A 25996-nucleotide genomic window follows, 5' to 3' on the forward strand; every position below is an offset into this window, starting at 1 on the left:
CGACGCGGCCCCGGTTGTCCTTAGGCGTGGAAGGCCGTGGTCGAGCCGAGCGCGGCCCGCTCGGCCACGACCCTGTTCACCGGTGCGCTCTCGTCGGCGTAGCCGAAGGAGATGCCGACAAGGAGTTTCCCTTCGGTGACGCCGAGTTCGGCGCGGACGGTGTCGGCGTAGAAGGACAGCAGCCCCTGTGGGCAGCTGTCCACGCCGTACGCGGTCATGGCCAGGAGCAGCGTCTGCATGTAGGCGCCGACGTCCGCGGCCAGCCGCACGCCGCCGTCTCCGGTGACGAACAGGAACGCGGCGTGCGGCGCGCCGTAGAAGCTCAGGCTCTCCTCGTCGTAGGCCGCGCGTGCCGCCCGGTCGTCGGGGCCGATACCCAGCGCTCCGTACAGTCCGGCGCCGAACGCGGCCCGGCGCGTCCGGTGCACCGGGCCGTACATGGTCTCGGAGTACGGGAAGTCCACCGAGGTGCGCTGCTCCGCGTGGGCCGCCCGCAGAGCGGCTGCCAGCCGTTCACGCGCCGCTCCGCTCACCACCTCGATCCGCCAGGGCTGCGCGTTGGAATTGGACGGTGCGGCGCCGGCCAGCGAGAAGACGTCCCGCATCGTGCCCTCGGGCACGGACTCGGGCCGGAAGGCGCGGGTCGCGTGCCGGCCACGTATCAACTTCTCGGCGCAGCAGCTCAGTTCGGTAGGTGACGGCCTGTTCATGGGAGCCCCTCATCGACAGCCAGGTAAACGCTTGCGTTTACTTATGGAGATGACCTTAACAGGACGCCGGAGTTCAAGTAAACGCAGGCGTACACTTACCGGATGAGTACGACTGCTCCCTCACTTCAGCGGCGGGGACGTGGCGGCCGGGAGCGCATCCTGGCCGCGGCCGCCCAGTTGTTCGGGACACAGGGCATCAACGCGACCGGCATGGAGCAGGTCGCGGAGCGGGCCCCGGTGTCCAAGCGCACGCTCTACGCGCACTTCCGGACCAAGGACGATCTGGTCATCGCCCATCTGCGGGACCTCGCGACGTCGGGTGCCACGCTGGAGAACGTGCTGACCCGCGAGGACATCCCCCCGCGGGAGCGGCTCCTCAAGCTGTTCGACCAGCCCGCGACGGACGCGGCCCCGGTGCGCGGGTGTCCGTTCATCGACGCCGCCGCGGAGTTCCCCGACCCGGCGAGCGCGGTCCACGCCTACGCGCGCGAACAGAAGGTGCGGATGGCCCACCTCATCGCCGCGCTCCTGACGGAACTGGGGTGTCGCGAACCGGCGGTACTCGCCGAGCAACTGGCCACCCTCGCGGACGGGGCGGCCAGTCGGGCCATGGTGCTGGACGAAGCGGACTACGGCAGGCACGCGCGGGCGGCGGCGGAGGTTCTCCTGGAACGGGCCCTGCCGGGAAGGGGCAAATGATCAGAACGAAGCCCGTGCGACGCCAGGCGCGGGCGGGTCACCCCTCGGTTCCGGTGCCCCGGGCCGAGGGGCGACCCGCCCTCCGAACGCGGCCGAAACCCCGGTTTCCGGGACTGTTCGGCCCCAGTACAGCTCAGTCCTGGTGGAGTTCGTTGCGCCCGGCGCCCCCGGAGAGCTTGTCGGTGCCTGCGCCGCCCCACAGGACGTCGTCGCCGCTGTTGCCCCACAGGGTGTCGTTGCCCGCCTCGCCGTAGAGCTTGTCGTTGCCCTTGCCGCCGTAGAGGATGTCGGCTCCGCCCTTGCCGTGCAGGACGTCGTTGCCGTCCTCGCCGTGCAGGTTGTTCTCCTCACCCGTGCCGGTCAGGGAGTCGTTGCCGGGGCCGCCGAAGCAGTCCTGGCTGCAGTGGGTGAGGGTGTCGTTCCCCGCGTCGCCCCACGGGCCGAAGCCGAACGGGCCGCCGCCGCCGTCGAGGCGGTCGTCCCCGTCGCCGCCGTGCAGGAGCGCGGATTCCGACGCCTTGATGACGTCGTTGCCCTTGCCGCCGTAAATCCCGGCCCAGGCCTGGCTGGTGGGCGCGAGGGTCGCGGTGTCGTCCTTGTCCCCCAGGTCGATGCGGTAGGTGTCGGAGTCGTCCGAGTTCTCCGGGATCTTGAACGCGCAGCGCACGGCGGTGTGGTCGCCCTCCTCGGGGTACACGCACTCGTTCCCCTCCGCCGCGTCGGCGGAGATGGCGATGTCGTACCGGTCGTGGAAGGTGACGAGGTAGTACGAGTCGTGCTCGCCGCGGTGCTCGATCTTCTCGTCGACGGTCACCTTGTTCTGCTGGCCCGGCGCCGCCTTGTACCAGAGCTCGTCGTCGGCAACGACGACGGAGGCCGTGGCCCGGGCGGCGGACGGCGCGGCGGACGGGGCCGCCTGGGCGGCGGACGCCGCTAAGCCGGCCGTGCCGAGAGTCAGGGCGAGGGTGGCGGTGGCTGCCATGGTCCGGTGAATGCGCATGCGGAAGTGCCCCTTCAGGGTGTGCGTGTGCAGTGGTGCTTTTGGTCACCCCGTTAGACAAGGGGCCCGAGAACGGAGTTGCCCGGCGGCTCGTGAACAGCGTCGGACGGCGTGGTGACCGGCATCTGGATGGTGTGTGGACGGCCGAGGCGGCCCTCCTGGGCCGGTCTTCCGACCGCTGCGCCAGCGCCGTGGCGGCGCGGGACACGAGGAGGCGTAAAACTGCCCGGGGGCTCCGGCGCAGGACTTAGTTCTGCGCCGTGGGACGGACGACGATGTCGCCCACGTCGACGCCCGCCGGCTGCTCGATGGCGAAGGCGATGGCACGGGCGACGGCTTCCGGCGGGATGGCGATGTCGCCCATCCTGTCGAGGAGTTGGGCCTTCACCTCCGGCGCCATGGAGTCCGTGAACTCCGTGCGCGTGGCGCCAGGTGAGACGACCGTGACGCGCAGGTTGCCGCCTGCCTCCTGGCGCAGGCCCTCGGAGATGGCGCGGACCGCGTTCTTGGTTCCGGCGTACACGGCCTGCTGGGGCACGATGCGGAGCCCGGCCGTCGATACCGTGTTCACGAAGTGCCCGAAGCCCTGCGCGCGGAAGACGGGAAGCGCCGCGGCGATGCCGTACAGCACTCCCTTGAGGTTGACGTCGATCATCTCCTCCCAGTCCTCGACGCGCAGGTCGTCCAGCGGGGAGATCAGGCCGATGCCTGCGTTGCCGACGAGGACATCGATCTTCCCGAACCGGTCGCGGGCCAACTCGACCAGCCGGGACAGGTCTTCCCGCCGCTTCACGTCCGTGCGGGCGTGGACGGCCTGGCCGCCCGCCTTCTCGATGCGGGCGGCCAGCGCCTCGAGGCGCTCCGGGCGGCGTGCGCCGAGGACGACCTTCGCGCCCCGCTCGGCAAGGAGCAGCGCGGTCGCCTCGCCGATCCCGCTGCTGGCGCCCGTGATCACAGCGACCTTGCCTTCGATTCCCGACACAGGAGCCTCCGAAAGTGGATGAGGGCAGCGCACCCCTAGACTGAAAGTGGAGGCGCCGCCAGTTGACTCGACCTTAAGTGGAGCCTTCTCCACTTAGCAACGGGGACGAAGGAGCGAGCCGTCGATGGCACGGGACACGGAACGCCCGCTGAGGGCCGACGCACAGCGCAACCGGGACAAGATCCTGGACGCGGCGGTGCGCGTCTTCACCGAAGAGGGGCTGGAGGCCCACTTCGAACGCATCGCCAGAGAGGCGGGGGTGGGAACCGGCACGCTGTACCGCAACTTCCCGACCCGGGAAGTCCTGATCGAGGCGGCCTACCGCAACGAAGTGGCGCGGCTGTGCGACGCCGTCCCCGGCCTCCTGGCGACGCTGCCGCCACGTGCGGCCCTGCGCGCCTGGATGGACCGTTTCATCGACTACGCCACCGCCAAACTCGGCATGGCCGACGCCCTGCGCGCCGTCGTCGCCTCGGGAGGCGACCCCTACGCCCACAGCCGCGACATGATCCAGACCGCCATCTCCCGCCTCATGGCGGCCGGTACGGAAGCCGGTGTCCTGCGCACCGACATCCGCCCGACCGACGTGTTCGCCGCCCTCGCGGGCATCGCCCTCACTTCGGCGAGGCCCGACCAACGGGACCAGGCCGAACGCCTTCTCGACCTCACCCTGGACGGATTGCGACCCGTACCGCAGCGACCGCCGGAGCTCCCCGAGAGCTGAATTCGCGGACACCCTGATCCAGGAGCACCACAATGACCCGCACAATGGCAGCGCGGTCCACCGTCTCGGCGGTGGCCGCGTACCGAGGACATCACGTGCGTGCGCGCGGAGAAATGAGTGAGGGGAAGACGTGAGCGGGAGCCAGCATCCGTCGGACGTGTCGGGCAGATTGAACACGGGGGTCGCACACAACGCCCGGGTGTGGAACTACTGGATCGGCGGGAAGGACCACTACGAGGTCGACCAGCACGTCGGCGACCAGGTCGCCACGATGTTCCCCGTGATCCGGGACGTGGCCCGCGCCGACCGCGACTTCCTCGGCCGCGCGGTCCGCTTCCTGACCGCCGACCGCGGAGTACGGCAGTTCCTGGACATCGGCACCGGATTGCCGACGCTCGACAACACCCACGAGATCGCCCAGCGGATCGCGCCCGAATCCCGCATCGTCTATGTCGACAACGATCCCATCGTGCTCGTCCACGCCCGCAGCCTGCTGGTCGGCACCCCGCAGGGAGCCACCGACTACATCGACGCCGACGTCCACCGGCCGGACCACGTCATAGAGGGCGCCTCGGCGACCCTCGATTTCGAGCGGCCCGTCGCGGTCATGATGCTGGGCATCCTCAACTTCATCCTCGACACGGAACAGGCGCTGGAGATCGTGCGCCGGATCATGGCCTCGGTGCCCTCCGGCAGCTACCTCGCCATGACCCATCCGACCACCGACACCGACCTCGGCGGTGAGGGCAACGTCGAGGCCATGAAGTTCTGGAACGAGAACGCCACGCCGCCGATCACCGCCCGAACGCGTACGGAGATCAGCGCGTTCTTCGACGGTCTCGACCTGCTCACCCCCGGCCTCGTGTCCTGTTCGCAGTGGCGCGCCGAGTCGGAATCCGCCCCGGTGCTCCCCCAGTTCGGCGCCGTGGCCGTGAAGCCCTGACCGGAGGCCGGTTGCCGCCGTGCTCACCCGGCCCCGGTCAGGGGATGAGCGCGGCGGCGAGTTGGGTCCGTGAGCGGATGCCGAGTTTCCGGTAGATGCGACTCAGGACGGTCTCGACGGTCTTGACCGAGATGAACATCTGCTGTGCGGCCTCCTGGTTGGTCGCGCCCGCGCGCACGAGGTCGGCCAGGCGCGTCTCGTGCTCGGTCAGGCGCCGCGCGGTCGGCCGGGGCGAGGTGCCCGGCGCGGACGCGTGACCCGTGAGGTGGGTCAGATGGTCGGCCACGAGGGGCTCGGTGGGCGGCAGCGCGACGTGCAGCGGCGGCAGCGGGGAGAAGTTCACCATCTTCCAGCCGACGGATGAGGCGCCGTGCGTCAGGCTCCGCGGCGGGTACCGGCCTTGTCGCAGGGGATGTCGGCCGCCGCGTGGTGGGGCAGGAAGTCGCGGGTGGCCTGGCGTTCGACTTCGGTGCTCGCGTCGGGCCGGACGTCCACCATGCCGCCGAAAGGCCGGTCGACGTCGCGGATGATGCACAGTGCGGTGGTGAGCAGCGCCGTGATCACGGTCAGAGTGATCAGCTGTCCGCGGTTGTTCCTGCGGGGCATGCAGACGCCCAGGGCCATCACCGTGATGACGAGGGTGGCCAGCAGGAACCACAGGATGGTGCCGGGGATGCTGGCGGTGGCCTGGGTGAGGCGTTCCTCGCGTTCGTCGGAGCGTTTGTTGTCGGCGGCGACCAGCATGCCGAAGACGGGCTTGCCCTCCAGGGACGCGAAGGTGTGCCGGAGGTCCGTGGACCAGACACTGGGGGCCGTGGATCCCTTTCCGTCGGCCATGGCGGGCCACTCCTGCTCGCGGACGGCGCGGGCGTAGCAGACGGCATCGGCCTGCACCTTCGCACGCTGCGCGCCCGGGGCGTACTCGGCGGCCTCCACCAGCTGGTCCAGGGCACGGGCCTCGCCGCGGGCGGCGACTTCCGCCTTGCCGTAGGACCCGTTCGCGGTGACCAGCACGAAGGCCAGCAGCAGGACGGTCAGGGTGAGCAGCGGGCCGACGAGGTCCTTGACGGCCATGCCGGTGTCGTCGTCATCGCTGAGCAGTCTCGGCCGGAGAAAACGGTTGGCCATGAGCCCCGCGAGCAGGGCGACAACAGCGACCACGATGACGAGGACCACGAGGTGCACCTCCGAAGACGGGCAGGGGCATCCGGCGTTCGCGGACGCTCCGCGATCTTGTCCCGGGCCGCCCCCTCGGGAACCGCGGCATCGTTCGACCGCCTTCGCACGGGGGACAAGTCTTGGGCCAGTGAGCGGCCTGGCGGCGGCCCCCGCACTCCGCCGACCCCTCCGGCCCGGCGCACGTGTCTTCTTCCGGCGCGGGTAATGCCTTTCCGCGCGGACGACACCCGACTGCGGTGCGTCGCGGCCGGGTTGTTGGTTAAGGTGACACGTCGGAAGTGATCCCGAGGTCTCTGTCAAGTCGACCGTCTGGCAGGCGAGTTCGGGACGGCACAGGCTTGCGGATCCACGGTGGGTCGCACACGACGGGGGGCTCGCGTTGGATCGCCTGCTCAGAGTGGAAGAGAAGTGCGCTGCCGCGCCCCGGCCGGACGCGGTGGACGGGTGACCGGCCGGCCGGCGAGCGGCGCGGTGCTGCCCGCGTCACTCCGCGCGTGGCTCGGGCTGATCGTGGCACTCGCCGCGCTGGGGGTCATCGCGCTCGGCGTCCTCTACGCCGGTCACAGCGAGCCCGGAACCGCGGACAGGTGGGTCATCGATCCGACGGCCGACAGTGTCGGCCGGCCGTGGCGGTCCCTCGCGCTGGCCACGGACTTCTTGGGCGAGCCCGCCGGGTCGGCGGTCCTCGTCGTGGCCGCGGTGGTGGGCTGCCTGCGACTTCGGTGGCGACGCGCGGCCGCGTTCCTCGTTGCCGGGGTTGGCATCACCGTGGTGACGGCGACGCTGCTCAAGTCGCTGGTGGGACGCACCATCCACGGTGACGACAACCTGTCCTACCCGAGCGGGCACACCGCCTTCCTCACCGCGGTCGCCGTCGTGGGGGCGCTGCTCGCGGTCGGCCGGTTGGGCCTGAGCAGGTCGGTCGGGACGCTTCTCGTGCTCGCCGCCGCGCTGGTCGCAGGATCCGTCATGGGCTGGGCGCAGGTCGCTCTGGGAGCGCACTATCCGACCGACGTCCTCGGCGGCTGGTGCACCGCCCTCGTGGTGGTTCCGGTGACCGCGTGGCTGGTCGACCGGACGGCCGACCGGTTCGCCCGTCGGACGGCCGATGCCGGAGGGCGGCAGACCCGCTGAGGTGAGGCCCTCTGTGGACGTCACCCCAGCGGGTCAGGTCGCGTCACGCCAGGCGGCGGAACACGGGCTTCACCGGTCGCCCGGCCAGCCACGGAGTGGGGTCACCTGCGTCGAGCGCCTTCCGGTACACCGCGCACGCCTGGCCCACCACCTCCACCGTGCGGTCGATGTCGGCGTCGCTCAGCGCGCTGCTCACCACGAACGACGGGGCGAGGACGCCGCCCGCGAGGAGCCTGCGCAGGAACAGCGTGCGGTACTGCTGCGAGGGCTGCCCGTGCTCGTCGAGAGTGGCGAAGACCAGGTTGCTGGCCCGGCCCCGGACGACGATGTGGTCACCGACGCCCATCCCCGCCGCGGCGTCGCGGACTCCGGCGGCCAGCCGCTCGCCGAGGGCGTGCAGCCGCGCGGTGATCCCCTCCTCCACGTACGTGCTCTGGACGGCCATCGCGGCCGCCAGCGAATGCGTTTCCGCACCGTGCGTGGTGGACAGCAGGAACACCCGCTCGCCGGAGTGGCGCAGCCCGCCGCGCTCCATCAGGTCGCGGCGCCCGGCGAGGGCGGAGACGGCGAAGCCGTTGCCCAGCGCCTTGCCGAAGGTGGAGAGGTCGGGGACGAGGCCGTACAGGCCCTGGGCGCCCGCCTCGGACCAGCGGAAGCCGGTGATCATCTCGTCGAAGACGAGGACGCAGCCGTGCCGGTCGGCGAGATCGCGCAGGCCCGCGAGGTAGCCGGGCGGAGGCTCGGTGTGGGCGGCCGGTTCGAGGATCAGGCAGGCGATCTCGCCCTGGTGGCGGGCCAGGAGTTCCTGTGTGGCGGCCAGATTCCCGTAGGGAAACGCCACGGTGAGATCGGTGGTCGCCGTCGGGATTCCGGCGGACATCGGGGTGGTGCCGATGAACCAGTCGTCGACGGAGAAGAACGGGTGGTCGCCGCAGATGGCCACCCGCGGGCGGCCGGTCGCGGCGCGGGCGAGGCGCACCGCGGCGGTGGTCGCGTCGGAGCCGTTCTTCGTGAACTTCACCATCTCGGCGGTCGGCACCGTGGCCAGGAAGCGTTCCGCGGCCTCGACCTCCACGATGGAGGGGCGGACGAAGTTGCTGCCCCGGTCGATCTCCCGCCGCACCGCCTCGGTCACACGTGGGTGGGCGTGGCCGAGGCTGACCGAGCGGAGGCCGGAGCCGTACTCGATGTAGCGGTTGCCGTCGACGTCCCACACGTGTGCGCCGCTGCCGTGGCTGATGACCGGGGCGAGGTTCTCGGGGTACTGGTCGTCGCCCTTGGCGTAGGTGTGCGCGCCGCCGGGGATCATGGCGTGCAGGCGCTCGTTCGCCTCCCGTGACCGGGGCAGTTGGAATTCTTCGGTGTCCACGACGACCTCAACTCTCTCTGTGCTTCAGGACTTCTGCTTCAGGGCCTCGGCGAGGCTCGGCGCCTCCCGGTCCCGCCGGGACATCGAGGTGGGCGGCAGCGGCCACGCGATGGCGAGTTCCGGGTCGTCGTGGGCGATCGTCACGTCCTCGGCCGGGTCGTGCGGGCGGTCGATCCGGTACGAGGTGTCGGCCGTCTCGGTGAGCGCCTGGAAGCCGTGCGCGCAGCCCGCCGGGATGTACAGGGTCACCTGCGTCTCGCCGGACAGCTCGAAGGTGGCCACGTTGCGATACGTGGGCGAGTCCTCGCGCAGGTCCACGACGACGTCGAAGATCTTCCCGTACGAGCACCGCACCAGCTTGGCCTCGCCGCCGCCGGAGCGCAGGTGGAGGCCGCGCAGCACGCCGCGGACCGAGCGGGACACGCTGTCCTGGATGAAGGCGTCCGGGTCGAGGCCCACCGAGCCGATCACGTCGGCGTCGAAGGTGCGGCAGAAGAAGCCGCGCTCGTCGGCGTACGGCGTCGGTTCGAAGAGGAACGCGCCGTCGATCGCAGGGACTTCGGTCGCCTTCATGGAGTCTCCCGCATGGCGTGGGTGTGAGTGGACGTGTGCGTACGGGTGTGAGTGGGGGCGGCCGCCGGGAACAGGGCCGCCGTCAGTGCGGAGAACTGGCGTCCCAGGCGCTCGGCGACGGCCGTGTTCCGCGCGGCGAGGGTCCGCCGCAGCTCGGCCGACCGTTTCTCCAACTCATGGAATTGTACGAGCAGTTGGTCGGCGTCGACCTCGCGCGCCGGATGGCGGTACGCGGCGAGGCCCATCTCGGCCATGAGCGCGTCGCTCTTCGCCGCGTAGCTGAGGGCGAGCGTCGGTGTGCCGACCTTCAGTGCGCAGACCAGGTTGTGGTAGCGGGTCGCCACCACGGTGTCGGCGGCCGCCATCTCCTCCATCAGGTCGGCGAGCGAGGCCGCCCCGGAGGCGGTGACCAGCGGCGAGTCCACCGCGGCGAGGATCGCGTCGACCACCGTCGCGTCGCAGTCGTCGCCGGTGAGCAGCCGGACCCGCCGGCCGTCCTCGACGAGGGCGCGGACGAAGCGGGTGGTTCCTGCGAGGTAGCGGTGGTGGATCTCCTCGGCGCTGTCCCGGTCGTCGTTGCCGCCGTGGAAGTCCATGACGCCGACGCAGACCGGTCCCGGCGCATCCGAGGGGCCGTTCGCGGGAGGCGTCGGCAGGGCGAACGCGAGGTCCGGGTAGACCTCGTCGCGCGCGGTGTCCACGCCCATCTCCCGCATCGCGTCGCGGGACAGGGTGTCGCGGTACGAGCGGTAGGTGGCGAGCCGCGCCGACCAGCGCACCAGGGCCCGGGTCGGGCGGTCGGCGATCGGGGCCGCGCCGACACCGACCAGTGCGACCCGGGTGCGGAACAGCCGGCCGGACGCGCAGAGCAGGAACAGCGAGTACGGGAAGCCCCACGGCCGCAGCGGCAGGGTGGCCTCCAGGACGCCCATGCCGGGCACGATCACCACGTCGTGGCGGCGCACCCAGGCGGCGGTGCGGGCGACGTCGACGAGTTTGCCCACGCCCTTCGCCGCGATCGCGCCCGCACGGGACGCGGTCCGGTACTCCCCGCGGTTCCAGTGCAGCCGGGTCGCGGGAATCCCGTACCGGGTCGCCACGGCTTCCGGTCCGCCGCACAGCGCGTCCACGGACGCCTGCGGATGCTCGGCGCGGAGGTAGCCGAGCACGGCTTCGAGGGATCCGTCGTTGCCGAGGTTGCCGGAGCCAAGCAGGCCGAACACCCCGACGCGGGCGGCGCTCACCCCTGCCTCCTCTCACGCCCGGCGACGAGCTCGTCCACGGAGACCGTGAGCTCGGCCGGGTCGACCGCGGCGCGGTCCTCGACCCGCTCGCCGGTGCCCGGGCGCGCCCGGCTGGTCATCCACGCGGCCAGGTGGACGTAGCAAGCGCGCCGGTCGGCGGCGGATAGCGGCGCCCGCTGGATCGCCGAGGCGAATCCCCAGACGTACTCGGCGAGCAGCCGGGGCGTCGGGTGCAGCGCCCCTGCCCTGCGCGGGTCGAGGTTGACGCACCGGGAGCGCTTGCCCGGGTTGGCCCGCTCGGCGCGGGTGGGGTGGTCGCGGCGGAAGTAGAGGAGCTCCGGCACCTGGTGGAAGGGGCCGTGCAGGACGATCTCGGCGACGAACGTGCGGTCCGCGTGGTGGTAGCTGTCGTGCGGCTTCACGCGGCGCAGCACGTCGGCGCGCATCACCCCGTAGAAGTCGTCGCCGCCGGGCTCGAACAGGAAGCTGCGGAAGCGCTCCGGCGCGCGCGGCGAGTCGGTGGCGATGCCGTACTCGTAGGGGACCTTCACCTGTCCGTCACCGTCGATGACCGCCTGGCCGGAGTGCGCCAGGACCACGTCCGGCCGCTCGTCGAGCGCCTCGACGCAGCGTCGCAGCAGGTCCCGGGCGTACAGGTCGTCGTGCGATGCCCACTTGAACAGCTCGCCGCGGCACTGGGTGAACACGTAGTTGTGGTTCGGTGCCGCGCCGATGTTGCGGAGCAGACGGATGTAGCGGATGCGCGAGTCCCGCGCGGCGTACTTGCGGCAGAGGTCCTGGGTCCCGTCGGTCGAGGCGTTGTCGGTGATGACCAGCTCGAAGTCCTCGTAGGTCTGGCCGAGCAGGGCGTCGAGCGACTCGGCGAGGTACTCCTCGCCGTTGTACACGGGCAGGCCGATGCTCAACCGGGGGTGGGCGGTCATGGGGTCCTCACTTCGGGGATCGTGTTCTGGTGGTGCTCACGCAGGGCGGACCGCAGTTGCAGCCACCACACGGCCGAGCTGCAGACGGTGGCGGAGGCGACGCCCCAGGCCGAGCCGACCGTGTTGCCCACGGCCGCTCCGCCGAGTCCGCCCGCGACGTAGCAGGCGGAGGCGAACAGCTGGCTGCGCAGGCTGCGCCGGGCCGCGGCGAGCGCGCGGAGTCCGGCCGCCGCGCCGGTGCCGAGGCCCGCGCCCGCGACACCGAGGGTGACCGGCACGATGAGCTCGGAGGCGGAGCTCCAGACGTCGCCGAGCGCGAGCTCGCCGAGCCGGTCCGGCATGAGGAGCAGAGCGGCGCCCCAGAGCAGCGCAGCGACGGCCTGTACGCCGCCGAGCAGGAGGCAGAAGACGCCGAGTCGATGCGGGGCCTGCCGCAGCACGCGTGCCGCCTCCGCGACGGTGACCAGCGAGAGCCCCATCAGCACGGCCATGAACGGGCCGAGCAGGAGCTCGGCGCCCCGGACCACGCCCACCGCGCTGACGCCGACGATCGCGCCGAGCCCGTAGGCGCGCAGCTGGCTCGCGCCGCTGACGCCGACGTTCTCGACGAGGTAGCGGTAGCTGAGGTCGTGGTGCTCGCGCAGCCACGCGCGTGCCCCGGTCGTCCGGGGCCGGATGCCGGACTGGAAGCGGCCGTACACCGCGGCGACCGCGGCGGACGCGCCCCAGGCGAGCACGAAGGCGGAGACACTGCCGACGCGGGCCGCGACCACCATGGCGGGGACGAGCGCGACGCCCCACACGACGTCGTTGACGAACGCCTTGCGCCCGGTGCCCGCGGCGAAGAACGCGTACCGCCAGGCGTCCTGGAGCAGCAGCCCCGGCAGCATGACCCCGAGGCAGGCGAACGCGGGCCCCACGCGCCCGCCGACGGCGAGCCCGGCCACCAGGCACGCCGCGCCGACGGCGGCGCCGACGCCGAGGGCGGTGCCCGAGGACCGGGCCACCGCCCCGCGCCAGGCCGTGTCGGGCACACCGCTGAAGCGCACCACGAGCGGGTCGGTGGCCAGGCCCCGGGAGACGCTGAGCACCACGCCGTAGGTCACCCACGCCAGGCTGAACACGCCGAACGCGGTCAGGCCGAGGGAGCGGGCCACGTACATGCCCACCACGAAGTTGGACAGGCTGGAGGCCGCCTGGTCGGCGAGGCCCCAGGACAGTCGGCCGACGATGGCCCGCCGGGCGCTCCGCCGGCCGGCGCCCGCCGGGACCGCCGCCGGCGTGGGCTGCTCCCCCTCGGTGGTCATGGGCGTCATGCCTTGATCAGTCCGGCGCCGTGCAGGGCGTCGGCCGCGCCGGCGACGGTGTCGAACGGCAGCCCGGCGCGCTCGGCGACGTCGAGGAGGCTGTGCTCGCCGTCGGAGAGGCTGAGCACCCAGAGCATGGCCATCTGGGCCTGCTTGGTGTCGCTGCGGCCACCGAGCGCGTCGTACAGCCCACGGCGCCCCAGCTGGGGTTCGCCGTAGGGGCTGAGGTTGACGTACCGCCGGTTGCGGTCGAGCACGGTGAAGGCCTCGCGGCAGACCGCGAGCGTGTCCGCCATCGCCTCCGGGGAGACGAAGTCCGGGTTGTCCGCCGAGGTGTGGTACTCGGGGTAGCCCGCGTACGGGGTGCGGCTGAGCGAGCCCACGCCGAGATCGAACCCGGGCGAGCAGTACTGCCGCTCGTCATAGCCGTACGGCGTGAACTCGTTGATCTGGTGCGGGCGTTCGGAGGCCCGCAGTACGTGCCGCAGCACCCGGTCGATCTCCGCGTCGCCGCGCCTGCTCTGCTTGTACGTCAGCTGTCCCGAGTCGCCCGCGCAGGCCAGCACGAGCCCGTGCTTGACCTGTTCCACCCGCTCCGCGTTGCGGGCCAGCCAGGTGATCGCCCCGATGGTGCCGGGGGCGAAGATGAACCGGTAGGTGTAGTACGGGGTTTCCTCCGCGAGGGCCCTGGCGAGATACGTCGCCACCGCGATGCCCGCCAGGTTGTCGTTGGCCAGCGACGGGTGGCAGACGTGGCAGGAGACGATCACCTCGTCGGAGACCTGCCCGGGGACGACGTGCTCGGCGTAGGTGAGGTGGCCGTCGGCGAGCGTGGAGTCGACGCGGACCTCGTAGTCGCCGTCCGGCAGCGCGTCCAGGGTCTCCCGGGCCAGACAGAACCCCCACTCCGGCTTGTAGTAACTGGTGCGGTACGGCACCCAACTCGGGTGCTCCGGCAGGGTGTACAGGTGCTCGCGCAGTTCGGCCAGCGGCATGGTCGCCGAGACCGGCACGCTGTAGCCGAGCACGTGCAGGCTGGACGCGGCGAAGTCGACGACGCGGTTCCCCGCGCTGTCGGCGACGTAGGCGTCCCGGATGTTCCACTCCTGCGGCACCGTCCAGTCGAGCACCTGCGTCCCGGTCGGCACCTCGTGCACCGTCAGCGGGAGGTACTCGTCGACGATGCGCAGGGTGGCCCGTACGCCGTCGCCGGTGATGCTCCGGCAGAGCGGGTACAGCCGCTCCACCAGCTCGTGCATGTCCGCGCCGACCTCGGTCATCGGCGCCACCGCAGGGTGTCGTCGACGGAACCGGCTTCGGAGGCCGTACGCAGCACCGCGAGGCGGGTGAAGCGCCGCTCGAAGTCCTCCGGCGTCAGCCCGTGCTTGCGGTAGGCGTCGGCGAGTTCGAACGCGCCCTGCCGCACGGTCCACTCGCAGTCGAAGCCGGGGATCGCGGCGCGGAACCGGGAGAAGTCCACCCGGTACGACCGCGGGTCGGCGCCGTTCTCCCCGGTGATCACGACCCGCGATCCCGACACCGCCTCGGCGACCTGCTCGGCGATCTCGGCGACCGTGACGTTGTTGACCTCGCTGCCGATGTTGAACGCCCGGTCGTGCACCGCTTCCCGGGGCGCGGTCAGCGCGGCGGTGAAGGCCCGTGCGATGTCGGCGGCGTGCACCAGCGGGCGCCAGGGTGTGCCGTCCGAGAGCACGAGCACCTCGCCGGACAGGAGCGCGTGCCCCACCAGGTTGTTCAGCACGATGTCGGCGCGCAGCCGGGGCGAGTAGCCGAAGGCGGTGGCGTTGCGCATGTACACCGGGCTGAAGTCGCCGTCGGCCAGCGCGTGCAGGTCGTCCTCCACCCGCACCTTGGACTCCGCGTACGGCGTCACCGGGCGCAGCGGGGCGTCCTCGCCCACCAGGTCGCCGCCGCCCGCGGCGCCGTAGACGGAGCACGTCGACGCGTACAGGAAGCGCCGCACGCCGGCCTCGCGGGCCAGCCGGGCCAGGCGCACCGACGCGTGGTGGTTGATGTCGTAGGTGAGCTCGGGTGCGAGGGATCCCAGCGGGTCGTTGGAGAGCGCGGCCAGGTGGATCACGGCGTCCACCCCGGCCACGTGTTCCGCCGTGACGTCGCGCAGGTCGACCCGGTGCCCGGACGGGTCCGCGGGTGTCGGGCCGAGGACGCAGTCGGCGAACAGGCCCGCGTCGAGACCGACGACCTCGTGCCCGGCGGCGGCGAGGACCGGGGCCATCACGGTGCCCAAGTAGCCCTGGTGTCCGGTCAGTAGTACGCGCAAGGTTCAATCCCCCAGGTTCAGAGTGAGTTTGGTGACGGCGAACGCCTCGGCGTAGCGCGCGTGACATTCGATGCCGCGGATGCGGGCGAGGCCCAGGAAGGCCTCACGGTCGTACCAGGGGCGGTGGCGCTGCGAGGGGTAGTGCTCCTGAAGGAGCCGCACCTTCTCCTCGGCGGTCTCCGGCGACAGCGGCTGGTAGGCCGAGGGGCGGCCGAGATCGCCGTCCCACTTGACGATCTCGTAGCCGAGCACGAGGTGGTCGCGGAACGCGGTGGGCATCAGCTGCGCCAGGCCGCGGTGGTCCTGGTGCGCGTCGTCGGTGCGCGGGGCCAGGATCAGGTCCGGTTCGGTCTCCCCGCGCAGTTCCTCGACGGCGGCCTTCGCCTCGTCCCAGTGCACGGGCATCCGGCCGTCCGGCAGCTTGAGCACGGTGACCCGCAGGTCGGCGCCCGGGCAGAAGGCGGCGAGCGCGGCCCGCTCCTCCTGTTCGCGTTCGCTGCCGCCCCCGGAGAGCACCAGCGCGTCGACGCGGATGCCCGGCCGCCCGTGGCACAGCGTGAGGAGCGTGCCGCCGGCGCCGATGGCGATGTCGTCGCAGTGCGCGCCCACCGCGACGATCCTGTCCAGACGCCCGGACCCGAGCCGTATCACGCGCTCACCCCCGCGCCGTCCCGCTCCCACACGGCCCACGGGCGCTCACCGCGGGCGTAGGCCTCGTCGAGCGCGGCCCGCTCCTTCACGGTGTCGGTCGGCTTCCAGAAGCCGCGGTGCTGGTGCGCCACGAGGCGGTTCTGCTTGGCCAGTTGGGCGCACCCGTCGGCGACCAGGTCACCGTTCTCGGGTATGTGGTCGAAGACCTCCTGCCGCAGCACGAAGTAGCCGCCGTTCTCCCACATGGGCAGTTCACTGACCGGGGTGATGCCCCCCACCAGGCCGTCGTCGCCCAGTTCCACGCAGTGGAACGAGGACTGCGGCGGCACCACCATCATCGACGCACCGGCGTCGCGCCGGGAGAAGGAGTCGATCATCTCGGGCAGCGGCGCGTCGGTGAGCACGTCGGCGTAGTTCGCGAGGAACATCTCGTCGCCGTCCAGGTGGTGCCGCACCCGGCGCAGGCGTTCCCCGATCGGTGACTCGATGCCGGTCTGGGCGAACGTGATCGTCCAGTCGGCTATGTCGGTGGAGAGCAGTTCGGTCTTCCCGCCGCGCAGCACGAAGTCGTTGGACGTCGTCTCCTCGTAATTGAGGAAGAAGTTCTTGATGTGGTGGGCGCCGTATCCGAGGCACAGGACGAACTCCTTGTGCCCGAAGTGCGCGTAGTAGCGCATGACGTGCCAGATCAGCGGTCGCGGGCCGACCATCGCCATCGGCTTGGGGACGTCGTCGGCCGCGCCGCTGCGCATCCGCATCCCGTAACCGCCGCAGAACAGTACGACCTTCATGCTGTGACCTCTTTCGACGGCGCGGCCTCGACAACGCTCAGTTCCGGGATGGGGAAGACAAGGCGGCCGCCCCACTCGTGCACGAAGGACAGCTGCTCGACCAGCTCGGTCCGCAGGTTCCACGGGAGGACGAGGACGTAGTCGGGCTTGTCGGCGGCGATCCGCTCGGGCGGCAGGATCGGGATGCGGGTGCCCGGCGTGAACCTGCCGTGCTTGTAGGGGTTGCGGTCGACCGTGTACGCGAGCAGGTCGGGCCGGATGCCGCAGTGGTTGAGCAGGGTGTTGCCCTTGCCCGGGGCGCCGTAGCCGACGACCGTCTCGCCGCGCTCGGCCGCCGTGATGAGGAACTTGAGGAGGTCCCTGCGGACCTTGGCCACGCGGGCGGAGAACTCGGTGTACCCCGACAGATCCTGGAGTCCGGCGGCCTTCTCCCGGTCGAGGACCTCGGCCACCTGCCGCGACGGCTCGCCGGCCACCTCGGCGGGCCGGGCCCACAGCCGGATGGAGCCACCGTGCGTGGGCAGCAGCTCGACGTCGACCAGGGCGAGTCCGCCACTGGCGAGCGCCCTGACCGCGGACGCGACCGTGTAGTACTGGAAGTGCTCGTGGTAGATCGTGTCGTACTGGTTCTCCTCGATCAGGGTCAGCAGGTGCTGCACCTCGATGGAGACCCAGCCGTCGTCGGCGACCAGGGCGCGCAGCCCCTGGGTGAACCCGACGACGTCGGGGATGTGCGCGTACACGTTGTTGGCCACGACCAGGTTCGCCGGACCGTGCTCGGCGCGGACCGCCGCGCCGGTCTCCGGGCTCAGAAACTCCGTGAGCGTGGGCACGCCCGCGTCGCGCGCCGCGGCGCCGACGTTCACCGACGGCTCGATGCCGAGGCAGCGGATCCCCCGGTCCACCACGTGCTTCAGCAGGTACCCGTCGTTGCTCGCGACCTCGACGACGAAGGCGTCCTTCGCTTCGGAGTCGAGGCCCACCCGCTTCGCGGCGTCGGCGACGAACGTGCGCGCGTGCTCCACCCAGGAGGTCGAGAAGGAGGAGAAGTACGCGTACTCGCTGAACGTCTCCTCCGGCGTGATCAGCGGCGGAATCTGCGCGAGCCAGCAGTCGGTGCAGACCTGCAGGTGCAGCGGGTACGCGGGCTCCGGCTTGTCCAGTTGGTCCGCGGCGAGGAAGCTCTCGCACGGCGGGGTCGCCCCCAGGTCGACGACGCTGGCCAGCGTCGCGGAGCCGCAGAGTCGGCATCGTGTCATTTACTGCCCCCATCCCTGCCCGCGCGGATCCCCCGGCGCGGGCCTTTGCTCTCGTTCCCCAGCGGCGGCGGGCTGTCCCCGCCGCCCGACCGAGCCGCGATCGCGGCTCGGTACCCCTCCTCCAGGCGTTCGAGGCCGACGGCGGGGCTGAAGCCCTGCTCGTACCGGCGTCGGGCCGCCCGGCCCATCTCCCGGTTGCGGTCGTCGTCGACCGCGATCCGGCGTATGCAGGACGCGAGCGAGGCTGCCTCGCCCGGCCGGTGCAACAGCCCGGTCTCCCCGTCCGCCACCAGCTCGACGAAGGCGCCGTGACCGGCGGCGACGGCCGGGACCCCGGCCGCCATCGCCTCCACGACCACCAGGCCGAACGCCTCCAGCCAGGTCGAGGGGGCCACCACGGCGACCGAGCGCGCGATCGCCGCGCGGCACTCCGCCGTGTCGTACAGGCCGACGTACCGCACGTCGTCGCGGCCCGCGGCCCAGGCGGTCACCTCGGGTTCCAGTGGCCCCGCCCCGGCGATGACGAGCGGCACGCCCACCCCGCCGGCCGCGGTGATCTCGTCCCACGCCGCCATGAGCAGCCGCACGCCCTTGGCCTCCGCGAGCCGCCCGAGATAGAGCACGTGCTCGCCGGTGCCCGATCGCCGCTCGTCCGGGTCCGGCACGAAGTTGTGCTTGACCGCGAGGCGTTCGGCCGGCATCCCGGCCCGCACCAGGACGTCGCGCTGCGCCGCGGAAATGCAGAAGAACCGCTCCACGCCGGTCCACCAGCGGCGCCGGTTGACGAGGAGACTGAGGGCGAGCGGCAGCGTCGCGAGGCGGGAGTCGCGGTAGCAGCCGTGCCGGACGGCGGGCAGCGGCGCCGCCGCTCCGACGCACTCGGTGCACGGTCGGCCGTCCCGCTGCAGCGTGCCGGGCGGGCAGACCTGGGTGTAGTTGTGCAGCGTGGCGACGGCGGGCACGCCCGCGTCGGCGCACGCGGCGAGTACCGCGGGCGACAGGAGCGGGAAGACGTTGTGGACGTGCACCACGTCCGGCCGTTCGGCGCGCAGGCGGGCGGCGAGCTCCGAGCGGACCGACGGGTTCCACGGCACGAGCAGCGGCAGCTTGGCCTTGCTCGCCAGGGACATGCCGGCGATGTCGTCGCTGCGCCGCTCGAACACCTCGACCCGGTGGCCGGCCGCGCGCAGCAGCCCCACCTCCTGGTCGACGACCTTGTTCTCCCCGCTCGGCTGCGCCGATGCGTAACGGTTGTGCACTACGAGGATGCGCATGTCCGGGGTCACCTCCGATCCTTGGCCCAGCGCGGGACACGTCGCCGCGGGACCGCGGGCGTCGAGGGGGGCGTGGCCGCGGCGGGCGCCGCGAGCAGCGAGGCGGCCAGCGCCAGGTGGAGCAGATAGGGCGAGGCGTCGCCGAGACCGGCCTCGGTGTACGACGCGATCGCGCAGTAGCTGATCAGGAAGATCGCACAGGCCCTCTGCAGCGAGGGCGGGCGCAACAGCGCGACGCCGCCGAGCACGAGGATGACCGCCGCCACGATGGCAGTGCCGGTCAAGCCCTGTTCGTTGTAGACGGCCAGCCAGCTGTTGTCGATCGGCAGGCCGCCGAACGACTTGTCGCCGAGGCCCATGCCGAACAGCTGCTCCGAGGTCGACCGGGGCGCGGCGAGCAGGGCGTCCCAGACCTTGGCCCGGCCGGTGAGGTTGGAGAAGTTCTCCTGGCTCTGTCCGCGCAGGAACCACGCCTGGAGCGCGGAGGCGAACCCCACCGCGGCCACCGTGGCGATCACCACCGTCCAGACGAAGAACCGGCGGGCGGCGGCGCTGGTCAGGATGAGCGAGCCGATGGCCAGCGCGAGGCCGAGGAACAGGCCGAGCGTGGCCGTGCGGGTATGGGTCAGCGCGAGCAGGATGAGCGAGGGCACGATGACCAGCGTCGCGCCGGCCCGGTCGACCCGGCGGCCCAGGACGAGCAGCACGGTGAGGCCGATGATCACCGCGGCGTACTGCCCGATCTGCGGCGGGGTGAGCGGCCAGAGCGCGCCGACGAGACGTCCTCCGTAGAGGTCGGGCAGGGCCGCGCCCGGTGACACGACCAGGCCCGCGGCGACCGATCCGAGCACCGCGAAGTACATCCGGATGTGGTGCCGCACGAAGCCGAGGCCACCGTCCCACCAGCGGCTGAGCAGCCACAGCGTGGCCACGAAGAGGGCCAGCCGGGCACAGCGGAACAGCGCGCCGAACCCGGACTCCAGGTTCGCGCTGGAGATCACGCTCGGCACCAGGAGCAGGGTGAGCAGGAACACGTAGGCGCTGGGCCGGATGCGCAACTGGAGGTTGACCGCGAGCGCCAGCGTGAACGCGGCGACCAGCGCGCCCATGGTGGCCATCTGGATGAGGGAGCGGGGCAGCGGGACGATGGTCTTCGCCCCGGCGGAGCCGAGCGTGTTGAGGATCAGAAGACCCCAGACCGTCCCGACGATCTTCGACGTGTGGTCCGCGCGCAGCTCAATCACCGTCCCGTATCCGGAAGGTGCTGCCCTTGTCCTGCCGGTAGGGCATGCCCTGCCACTGCCCCGGGTCGAGCACGCGGCTCGGGTCGTGGGCGACGAACTTCCACGGCCCGACGTAGACGTTGTCGTGCCAGCGGTTGTGCTGGTCACGGGTGATCGCCTCGGCCACCTGCTCGCCCTGGTAGGGCGACCAGTCCGGATAGGTGCCGTAGTTGGCGAGCAGCGCCATGCGGTCGCACCTCACCGTGCACTCGACGACGGACTTGTCGAGGACGAAGCGGTTGCCGTGGATGTCCACGCGCTGGGTCTTCCACCGGCAGTCGGAGTAGAGCGGCTCGTCGGCGATCTTCGGCCTCGCGCAGCGGTCGGTCTCCGGCACCAGCAGCGTGCAGTCACCGGAGGAGGTGTTGGCGGGGCTGTTGCAGAACCGGTCGGCGTTCTCCCACAGGGTGATGCCGGACCAGTTGTTCTCCAGCACGTTCCGGTAGATCTCGATCTTGCTCGTGCGGGCCTTGACCCGCGGCTCGCCGCCGGACTCGGACAAGTAGACGGTCGCGTACGGGAAGTTGTCGTCGCGGTCGGCGTACCTGCGGCCCTCGACCCAGTTGTTCTTCCGGATCGTGTTCCCCCGGATGACCGCGTTGTAGCTGGTCTCGTAGATCAGCGCGGCGCCGTCATTGGCCTCAAGGACGTTGTTCTCGATGCGGAAGTCGTTGTTGTTGGTGTCCGCCCACAGCCCGGTTCCCCGGTTGTCGTGCACCCAGTTGCCGCGTATGTCGGCGCCGTCGACGGCCCAGAACTTGATCCCTCCGGTGCAGCCGCAGCCCTTGCGACGGCGCTCCCAGTCGCCGGTGTTGTTGCCCACGATCTCGTTGCCCTCGACCACCAGGCCGCTGATCCGGCCCTTGGCCTTGTACGCGTTCATGCCGTACTGGCCGTTGTCGCGCAGGCAGTTGGCGCGGACCCGCTGGCGGGCGCCGGCCATCAGTCCGGCACCGGAGTTGTGCTGGATCGTCGCGTGCTCGATCAGCCACCCGTCGGCCGAGTCGTGGTTGACCACGCCCTCGTCCGGCGGCGCCACGAACCGTTGCACGGTCAGGTGGCTGACGGTGACGTCGTGGGCGGAGCCGCCGAACGCGTACTGGTTGGTCTTGCGGCCGTCGAGCACCGCGCCCGGCGCGCCGAGGTAGCGGTTCCCCTTCTTGGGGATCACCTGGGCGTAGCGGTCCGGGTCGAGCCGGTGCTTGCCCGGTCGCAGCCAGAACGTGGTGTGCGCCGGGCTCTTCTTGGTCTTCGCCGCCAGGTCGCCGACCACCCGGGGGTCGACCGTCACCGCGCCCGCCGGTGCCTTCGCGGGACCGGCCTCCGGCTTGGCGCACACCCGGGCCACCGACCGGGCCGCGGACGTGGACGGCCGGGTGGTCGGCTCCGCGGCCCCGGCGCCCGGCGTGCTCTCGCAGCCGGTCGCCAGCAGGGCGAGGGCCGCCACCGGCCCCGCCCATGTCCGCCAGTTGATCACCACGCCCGCCCCCTAGCCCCGGAACCTGAGCACGGTGGTGAACCCCTGCACACCGTCGGCCGAGCCGCTGCCGACCAGTGTGGTGGTGGGCTCCTTGCGCCCGAAGCCCGCGGAGTACCAGCCCAGCGGCGGGCCGGTCTCGCCGCGGTGCGCCCGCCAGGACAGCTCCCCCGGCAGGTCGAGCACCGCGGAGCGGGCCTCGCCGTCGCGGGTCCAGGTGAGCACGGCCCGGTTCTCCACCAGGTCCGCGGTGACGGTCGGGCCGAGGTGGAAGGCCAGACGCACGGACCGGCCGGGGCCGCGCACCTCGTCGACCACCTTGAGCTCCTGGCTCGCGGCCGTCAGCTCCACCCGGCGGCGGTGGACGGAGTCCTCGTAGCCGTCGTGCTCGGCGCACCAGCGGGTCGTGTCCGCGGCCAGGACGCGGCTGCGGGCGTGCCGCGTCCAGAGGAACGGGCCGCCGGAGACGGACTGGTCGGCGCCGTCCAGTTGGAGGGTGTTGTGGCCGAGGGTCGAGCGGAAGTACTGCCGCCACTCGGGCTGCCCGTGGTAGCAGTACGTCCCCGGGTCGGCGAGCACGTCGACCCCGTCGTGCCTGACCTCCACGGACAGGGCGTCCGCGTGGGCGTGCGCGGCGATGGACAGAAAGCCGTGCGGCCCGCCGTCGCAGCGGCACCAGATCTTCTCCGGCCCGCGCAGGATGGTCAGGCCCGCGTCGGCGAAGTGGCCCGGTCGGCTCTCCGGACGGGCCACGGCGGGTGCGCCGCCGTCCTTCGCGTACGGCCGGACGAGCGCGGCGAGGAGCGGGGTGCGCACGTCGGTGCCGGTGACCTTCGGCCACCAGTCGAGGCGGCCGAACACGGCGTCCCCGGTGGCCAGGAGCGAGCCCCAGCGGTCGGTGCCCGCGCCGTCCACGACCAGGCCGTGTCCGTCGTCGGCGTCCCCCTGGCGCGGCGGCCGCAGCCGGTTGTCCACGACGGCCGCGAGCGCGTCGGTCATCCGGAGCAGCACGAGGCGGGTCGCGCCGGGGACCGGCACGCCCGCGGCGTCCGCCTCGGCCACCGCGGCCAGGCCGAGCTCCAGGACGAGGCCGTGGTACTCGGTGGCCAGTTCGCGGTTGAGGCCGGAGAGGAAGGTGTTGCCGCGCAGCTGCCGTTCGAGGGAGCGCAGCGCGTCCTTCTGCCAGCGGGCCGATTCGGGGAACCAGCCGAACGCGCAGGCCGCGGCGGCCTGTCCGGCGGCCTCGGCGATGATGTGGTTGTTCGCCGAGGAGCCCCGGCTGGGGAAGGCGGCCAGCCAGTTCTGGTGGTGCCAGATCTGGTGCACCGCCACCGGATTGTCCTCGAAGAGGCCGGCCGCGCCCGGCCAGCCGTCGAGCAGCCGGCGGATCCACACCCAGGAGAGCAGCCGGATCCCCAGCTCGATGCCGCTGATCCAGTGCACGCCGCGCAGCGGCGCGTTGGCCCTCCACCACAGCCGCAGGTGCTCGGCCACGCGCTCGGCGTACCGCTCGTCGCCGGTGATCGCGTAGGCGGCGGCGAGCACGGTGAGGTACTGGTGCCGGGACAGCTCCCAGATCTGCTTGATGTCCCCGACCGCCTCCTCGTCCCGGTAGGGCACGTCGAAGGCGTAGCCCCACGGAGCCCGGCGCCCGGTCTTCGGGTCGAGCCACCAGTCCGGGTCGACCAGGTCGTCGCGGCCCACCCCGAAGAACTCGGCGTGCCCGGCCATCAGCCGGTCCGCCTCGGCGACGAGCCGCTCCGCGGCGTCCTGGGGCACCGCGGCGATCGCCTCCGCGGGCAGCACCGCGGTGAAGCGGGCACCGGTCACGCCCGGGCACTCCGGGCGCGCCGACTTCCACCGCCGCCTGCGCACCGCGTCGCCCACCCGGCCGCCGACCTCCCGCGGGCCCATCCGGGAAAGGCGTCGCAGGTACCAGCCCGCACTCAGGGTCATCGCGCTCTCGCCAACGTCACCGGCGCGCCGCCGGTCAGGCCGGTCCGCACCGCGAGGGTGGCCGCCGTGGTGGCGACGAGGGACTCCAGCGGCACCGGCATCGGCCCGCCGGTCCGCACGGCCCTGACGAACGCGGCCAGCTCGGCGTTCTGGCCCTTGTCCCGGGCCTTGGGCAGCCGCGAACTCACCCACCGCTTGCGGCCGTAGACCGAGGCGCGCACGAAGTCGTCGAGCCGCAGGGCCCGGCCGTCCGCGACCATGTCCAGCGTCTCCTTGGGGAAGCCCGCGGGGCCCGTGGTGACGTAGCTGATGGTGGCGGTGGACCCGTCCGGGTAGCGCAGCACGACCTGCAGGTCCTCGTTGCCGGACGTGGCCGTCGAGTACACCGACACCGGGTCGGCGCCGAGGAGCCAGCTCGCCGTGTCGATGAAGTGTCCGCCCTCGCCGACGAACCGTGAGCCCTCGGTGCCCTCCTGGAGGTACCAGCTGCCGTGCCCGAGTTGGCCCGCGTTGACCAGGTAGCGCAGGTTCGCGGGGCCGGTCCGGACGCCGAAGCGCTTCTTGGCCTCCTGCAGCAGCGGCGAGAAGCGGCGGTTGAAGCCCACCTGCAACCGGTCGTTGCCCGACTCCTCGACGGCCGCGAGCACCCCGGCCAGCTCGTCCTCGGTGAGGGCGAGGGGCTTCTCCACGAACACCGTCTTGCCCGCGAGGAGGGCTCTGCGGGTCAGTTCGGCGTGCGAGCTGTGCCGGGTGACCACGAACACCGCGTCGACGGACTCGTCGCCGAGTACGGCGTCGAGGTCGGTGGTCGCCCCGGCGAAGCCGAACTTGCGCTGCGCGTTGGCCGCGGACAGCGCCGTCGTGGTGACGACGGTGGACAACTCGACGCCGTCGCGCCCGGCCAGGTGCGGCAGCAGCATCGATGTCGCGTAGTTGCCCGCGCCGACGAACGCGAGGCGCACCGGGGTCTTCGCGGCCCGGGCCGGGGCGGACGCGGTGCCACCGGGTCGCTTGACCGCGGGCACGGCAACCTCCGGGGCGACCGCTTGCGCCGTGTCCTTGTCCTCGGCGGGGCCGGGGTAGCGGAACAGCACCGCCACGGCCTTCAGGTCGCCGTCCTTCAGCCGCTGGTAGGTGTCCACCGCGTCGTCGAAGTCGGCTATGTGGGAGATCAACGGCTCCACGTCGACGCGGCCGCGGGCGACGAGGTCGAGGAAGCACGCCAGGTTGCGGCGCTCGGTCCAGCGCACGTAGCCGATCGGGTAGTCGCGTCCCTCCAGCTCGTAGGCCGGGTCGTAGCGCCCGGGGCCGTATGAGCGCGAGAACCGGACGTCGAGCTCCTTCTCGTAGTACGCGTTCCACGGCAGGTCGAGGCGGCACTTGCCGATGTCGACGACCCGGCCGCGGTCCCTGCTCAACTTGGCCGCGAGCTCGACGGGTTGGTTGCTGCCGCCGCCCGCGGCCAGATACACCTGGTCCACGCCGTGGCCGCCGGTGAGCTCGGCGACGGCGCTCTCCACCGCCGCGGACTCCGGGTCGCCGCAGGCCGCGGCGCCCGAGCGCTCGGCGAGCTCGCAGCGCGCCGGGTCGGGGTCGACCCCGACGACGCGCACTCCGGAGGCGGTGAGGAGCTGTACCACCAGCTGCCCGATGAGGCCGAGGCCGATGACCAGGGCGACCTCGCCGAGCTGCGGCTCGCCCTGGCGGACGCCCTGCATCGCGATGGAGCCGACGGTGCCGAAGGCGGCGTGCCGCGGCGCGAGGCCGTCCGGCACCGGGGTGTAGAGGTTCTTCGGCACCCAGTTCAGCTCGGCGTGCAACGCGTGCTCGTTGCCGGCGCAGGCCACCAGGTCGCCGACCTTCACGTCGTCGGTCCCGGCGCCGACCTGCTCGACCACGCCGCACAGCGAGTAGCCCAGCGGCGTGTAGGAGTCCAGCTTGCCCATCACCTTGCGGTAGGTGGCGGGCACTCCGTTGGTGGCCACGCTCTGCATGACCTTGGCGACCTGGTCGGGGCGGGAGCGGGCCTTGCCCACCATCGACATCCCGGCCTCGGACACCTTCATGAGCTCGGTCCCGGTGGAGATCAGCGAGTAGGCGCTCCGCACCAGTACACCGTCCGGCTTGCAGCCCGGCACGGGCACGTCGAGCAGCGCCAGTTCGCCACTCTTGTAGTTCTGAACGACCTGTTTCAC

Annotated in this window: 24 protein-coding genes; 4 read left to right on the top strand and 20 right to left on the bottom strand. The window is 71.9% G+C overall.

Translation table 11 applies throughout. The annotated features are described in order from the left end of the window. Window positions 1-20: 20 nt before the first annotated feature. Window positions 21-710, bottom strand: a complete 690-nt coding sequence (locus tag ACZ69I_RS25325) for a nitroreductase (protein ID WP_470834786.1) — start codon at window positions 708-710, stop codon at window positions 21-23. 102 nt (window positions 711-812) lie between these two features. Here ACZ69I_RS25325 and ACZ69I_RS25330 point away from each other — a divergent pair, with 102 nt between their 5' ends. Beyond that, window positions 813-1409: a TetR/AcrR family transcriptional regulator gene (locus ACZ69I_RS25330; protein ID WP_467681527.1), complete on the top strand. Its 597-nt coding sequence runs from the start codon at window positions 813-815 to the stop codon at window positions 1407-1409. Window positions 1410-1542: 133 nt separating this feature from the next. On the opposite strand, the gene ACZ69I_RS25335 is transcribed toward ACZ69I_RS25330, so the two are convergent. Beyond that, a complete protein-coding gene (locus tag ACZ69I_RS25335) occupies window positions 1543-2409 on the bottom strand; it encodes a calcium-binding protein (RefSeq protein WP_470834788.1) in 867 nt (288 codons plus the stop codon). A gap of 247 nt (window positions 2410-2656) precedes the next feature. Further along, entirely contained in the window at window positions 2657-3391 is a 735-nt protein-coding gene (locus ACZ69I_RS25340) for an SDR family oxidoreductase (RefSeq protein ID WP_470834790.1), read from the bottom strand. Window positions 3392-3515: 124 nt separating this feature from the next. On the opposite strand from ACZ69I_RS25340, the gene ACZ69I_RS25345 reads away from it, so the two are divergent. Both ACZ69I_RS25345 and ACZ69I_RS25350 read left to right on the top strand, forming a co-directional pair. After that, window positions 3516-4115, top strand: a complete 600-nt coding sequence (locus ACZ69I_RS25345) for a TetR/AcrR family transcriptional regulator (RefSeq protein ID WP_470834791.1) — start codon at window positions 3516-3518, stop codon at window positions 4113-4115. Window positions 4116-4245: 130 nt separating this feature from the next. Beyond that, window positions 4246-5058: an SAM-dependent methyltransferase gene (locus ACZ69I_RS25350; RefSeq protein WP_470834793.1), complete on the top strand. Its 813-nt coding sequence runs from the start codon at window positions 4246-4248 to the stop codon at window positions 5056-5058. Between the two features lie 37 nt (window positions 5059-5095). Here the strand turns inward: ACZ69I_RS25350 and ACZ69I_RS25355 are convergent, their stop codons facing one another. Both ACZ69I_RS25355 and ACZ69I_RS25360 read right to left on the bottom strand, forming a co-directional pair. Next, a complete protein-coding gene (locus tag ACZ69I_RS25355; protein WP_470834795.1) occupies window positions 5096-5404 on the bottom strand; it encodes a response regulator transcription factor in 309 nt (102 codons plus the stop codon). A gap of 29 nt (window positions 5405-5433) precedes the next feature. Continuing rightward, window positions 5434-6234 carry a bestrophin-like domain gene (locus ACZ69I_RS25360; RefSeq protein WP_470834797.1) on the bottom strand — a complete coding sequence of 267 codons (801 nt, stop codon included), beginning with the start codon at window positions 6232-6234 and terminating at the stop codon, window positions 5434-5436. Between the two features lie 447 nt (window positions 6235-6681). Here ACZ69I_RS25360 and ACZ69I_RS25365 point away from each other — a divergent pair, with 447 nt between their 5' ends. Further along, the gene (locus ACZ69I_RS25365) at window positions 6682-7371 is read left to right on the top strand and encodes a phosphatase PAP2 family protein (protein WP_470834798.1); all 690 of its coding nucleotides are present in this window, start codon (window positions 6682-6684) and stop codon (window positions 7369-7371) included. Between the two features lie 43 nt (window positions 7372-7414). Here ACZ69I_RS25365 and ACZ69I_RS25370 read toward each other — a convergent pair whose 3' ends face one another. From ACZ69I_RS25370 to ACZ69I_RS25440, 15 genes are read right to left on the bottom strand one after another with little or no spacing between them, the layout of a single operon-like run. Further along, window positions 7415-8740 (bottom strand): glutamate-1-semialdehyde 2,1-aminomutase, encoded by a 1326-nt coding sequence (locus tag ACZ69I_RS25370; RefSeq protein WP_467681543.1) that lies wholly within the window; start codon window positions 8738-8740, stop codon window positions 7415-7417. A 24-nt stretch (window positions 8741-8764) separates the two neighbouring features. Next, the gene (gene rfbC, locus ACZ69I_RS25375) at window positions 8765-9313 is read right to left on the bottom strand and encodes a dTDP-4-dehydrorhamnose 3,5-epimerase (protein WP_467681545.1); all 549 of its coding nucleotides are present in this window, start codon (window positions 9311-9313) and stop codon (window positions 8765-8767) included. Continuing rightward, entirely contained in the window at window positions 9310-10557 is a 1248-nt protein-coding gene (locus ACZ69I_RS25380) for a polysaccharide pyruvyl transferase family protein (RefSeq protein ID WP_470834800.1), read from the bottom strand. Before ACZ69I_RS25380 ends, rfbC begins: the two co-directional genes overlap by 4 nt. Continuing rightward, window positions 10554-11501 (bottom strand): glycosyltransferase family 2 protein, encoded by a 948-nt coding sequence (locus ACZ69I_RS25385; RefSeq protein ID WP_470834802.1) that lies wholly within the window; start codon window positions 11499-11501, stop codon window positions 10554-10556. The genes ACZ69I_RS25380 and ACZ69I_RS25385 overlap by 4 nt, the downstream gene beginning before the upstream one ends. Next, window positions 11498-12808 (bottom strand): hypothetical protein, encoded by a 1311-nt coding sequence (locus tag ACZ69I_RS25390; protein WP_470834804.1) that lies wholly within the window; start codon window positions 12806-12808, stop codon window positions 11498-11500. The genes ACZ69I_RS25385 and ACZ69I_RS25390 overlap by 4 nt, the downstream gene beginning before the upstream one ends. 5 nt (window positions 12809-12813) lie before the next feature. Continuing rightward, window positions 12814-14088: a DUF4910 domain-containing protein gene (locus ACZ69I_RS25395; RefSeq protein WP_470834805.1), complete on the bottom strand. Its 1275-nt coding sequence runs from the start codon at window positions 14086-14088 to the stop codon at window positions 12814-12816. Next, window positions 14085-15110 (bottom strand): NAD-dependent epimerase/dehydratase family protein, encoded by a 1026-nt coding sequence (locus tag ACZ69I_RS25400; RefSeq protein ID WP_470834806.1) that lies wholly within the window; start codon window positions 15108-15110, stop codon window positions 14085-14087. The genes ACZ69I_RS25395 and ACZ69I_RS25400 overlap by 4 nt, the downstream gene beginning before the upstream one ends. 3 nt (window positions 15111-15113) lie before the next feature. Continuing rightward, window positions 15114-15761 carry a PIG-L deacetylase family protein gene (locus ACZ69I_RS25405; RefSeq protein WP_470834808.1) on the bottom strand — a complete coding sequence of 216 codons (648 nt, stop codon included), beginning with the start codon at window positions 15759-15761 and terminating at the stop codon, window positions 15114-15116. Continuing rightward, a complete protein-coding gene (locus ACZ69I_RS25410) occupies window positions 15758-16552 on the bottom strand; it encodes a sugar phosphate nucleotidyltransferase (protein WP_467681558.1) in 795 nt (264 codons plus the stop codon). Before ACZ69I_RS25410 ends, ACZ69I_RS25405 begins: the two co-directional genes overlap by 4 nt. Next, the gene (locus ACZ69I_RS25415) at window positions 16549-17811 is read right to left on the bottom strand and encodes a class I SAM-dependent methyltransferase (protein WP_470834810.1); all 1263 of its coding nucleotides are present in this window, start codon (window positions 17809-17811) and stop codon (window positions 16549-16551) included. The genes ACZ69I_RS25410 and ACZ69I_RS25415 overlap by 4 nt, the downstream gene beginning before the upstream one ends. Beyond that, entirely contained in the window at window positions 17808-19085 is a 1278-nt protein-coding gene (locus ACZ69I_RS25420; RefSeq protein ID WP_470834811.1) for a glycosyltransferase, read from the bottom strand. Before ACZ69I_RS25420 ends, ACZ69I_RS25415 begins: the two co-directional genes overlap by 4 nt. An 8-nt stretch (window positions 19086-19093) precedes the next feature. Beyond that, complete coding sequence (locus ACZ69I_RS25425) at window positions 19094-20320, bottom strand: O-antigen ligase domain-containing protein (RefSeq protein ID WP_470834889.1); 1227 nt, start codon at window positions 20318-20320, stop codon at window positions 19094-19096. A 1-nt stretch (window position 20321) separates the two neighbouring features. Continuing rightward, the gene (locus tag ACZ69I_RS25430) at window positions 20322-21848 is read right to left on the bottom strand and encodes a right-handed parallel beta-helix repeat-containing protein (protein ID WP_470834813.1); all 1527 of its coding nucleotides are present in this window, start codon (window positions 21846-21848) and stop codon (window positions 20322-20324) included. A 9-nt stretch (window positions 21849-21857) separates the two neighbouring features. Then, a complete protein-coding gene (locus ACZ69I_RS25435; protein WP_470834815.1) occupies window positions 21858-23801 on the bottom strand; it encodes a heparinase II/III family protein in 1944 nt (647 codons plus the stop codon). After that, window positions 23798-25996 carry a bi-domain-containing oxidoreductase gene (locus ACZ69I_RS25440; protein WP_470834817.1) on the bottom strand — a complete coding sequence of 733 codons (2199 nt, stop codon included), beginning with the start codon at window positions 25994-25996 and terminating at the stop codon, window positions 23798-23800. The genes ACZ69I_RS25435 and ACZ69I_RS25440 overlap by 4 nt, the downstream gene beginning before the upstream one ends.

The organism is Streptomyces sp. NPDC036815 (assembly GCF_055609205.1).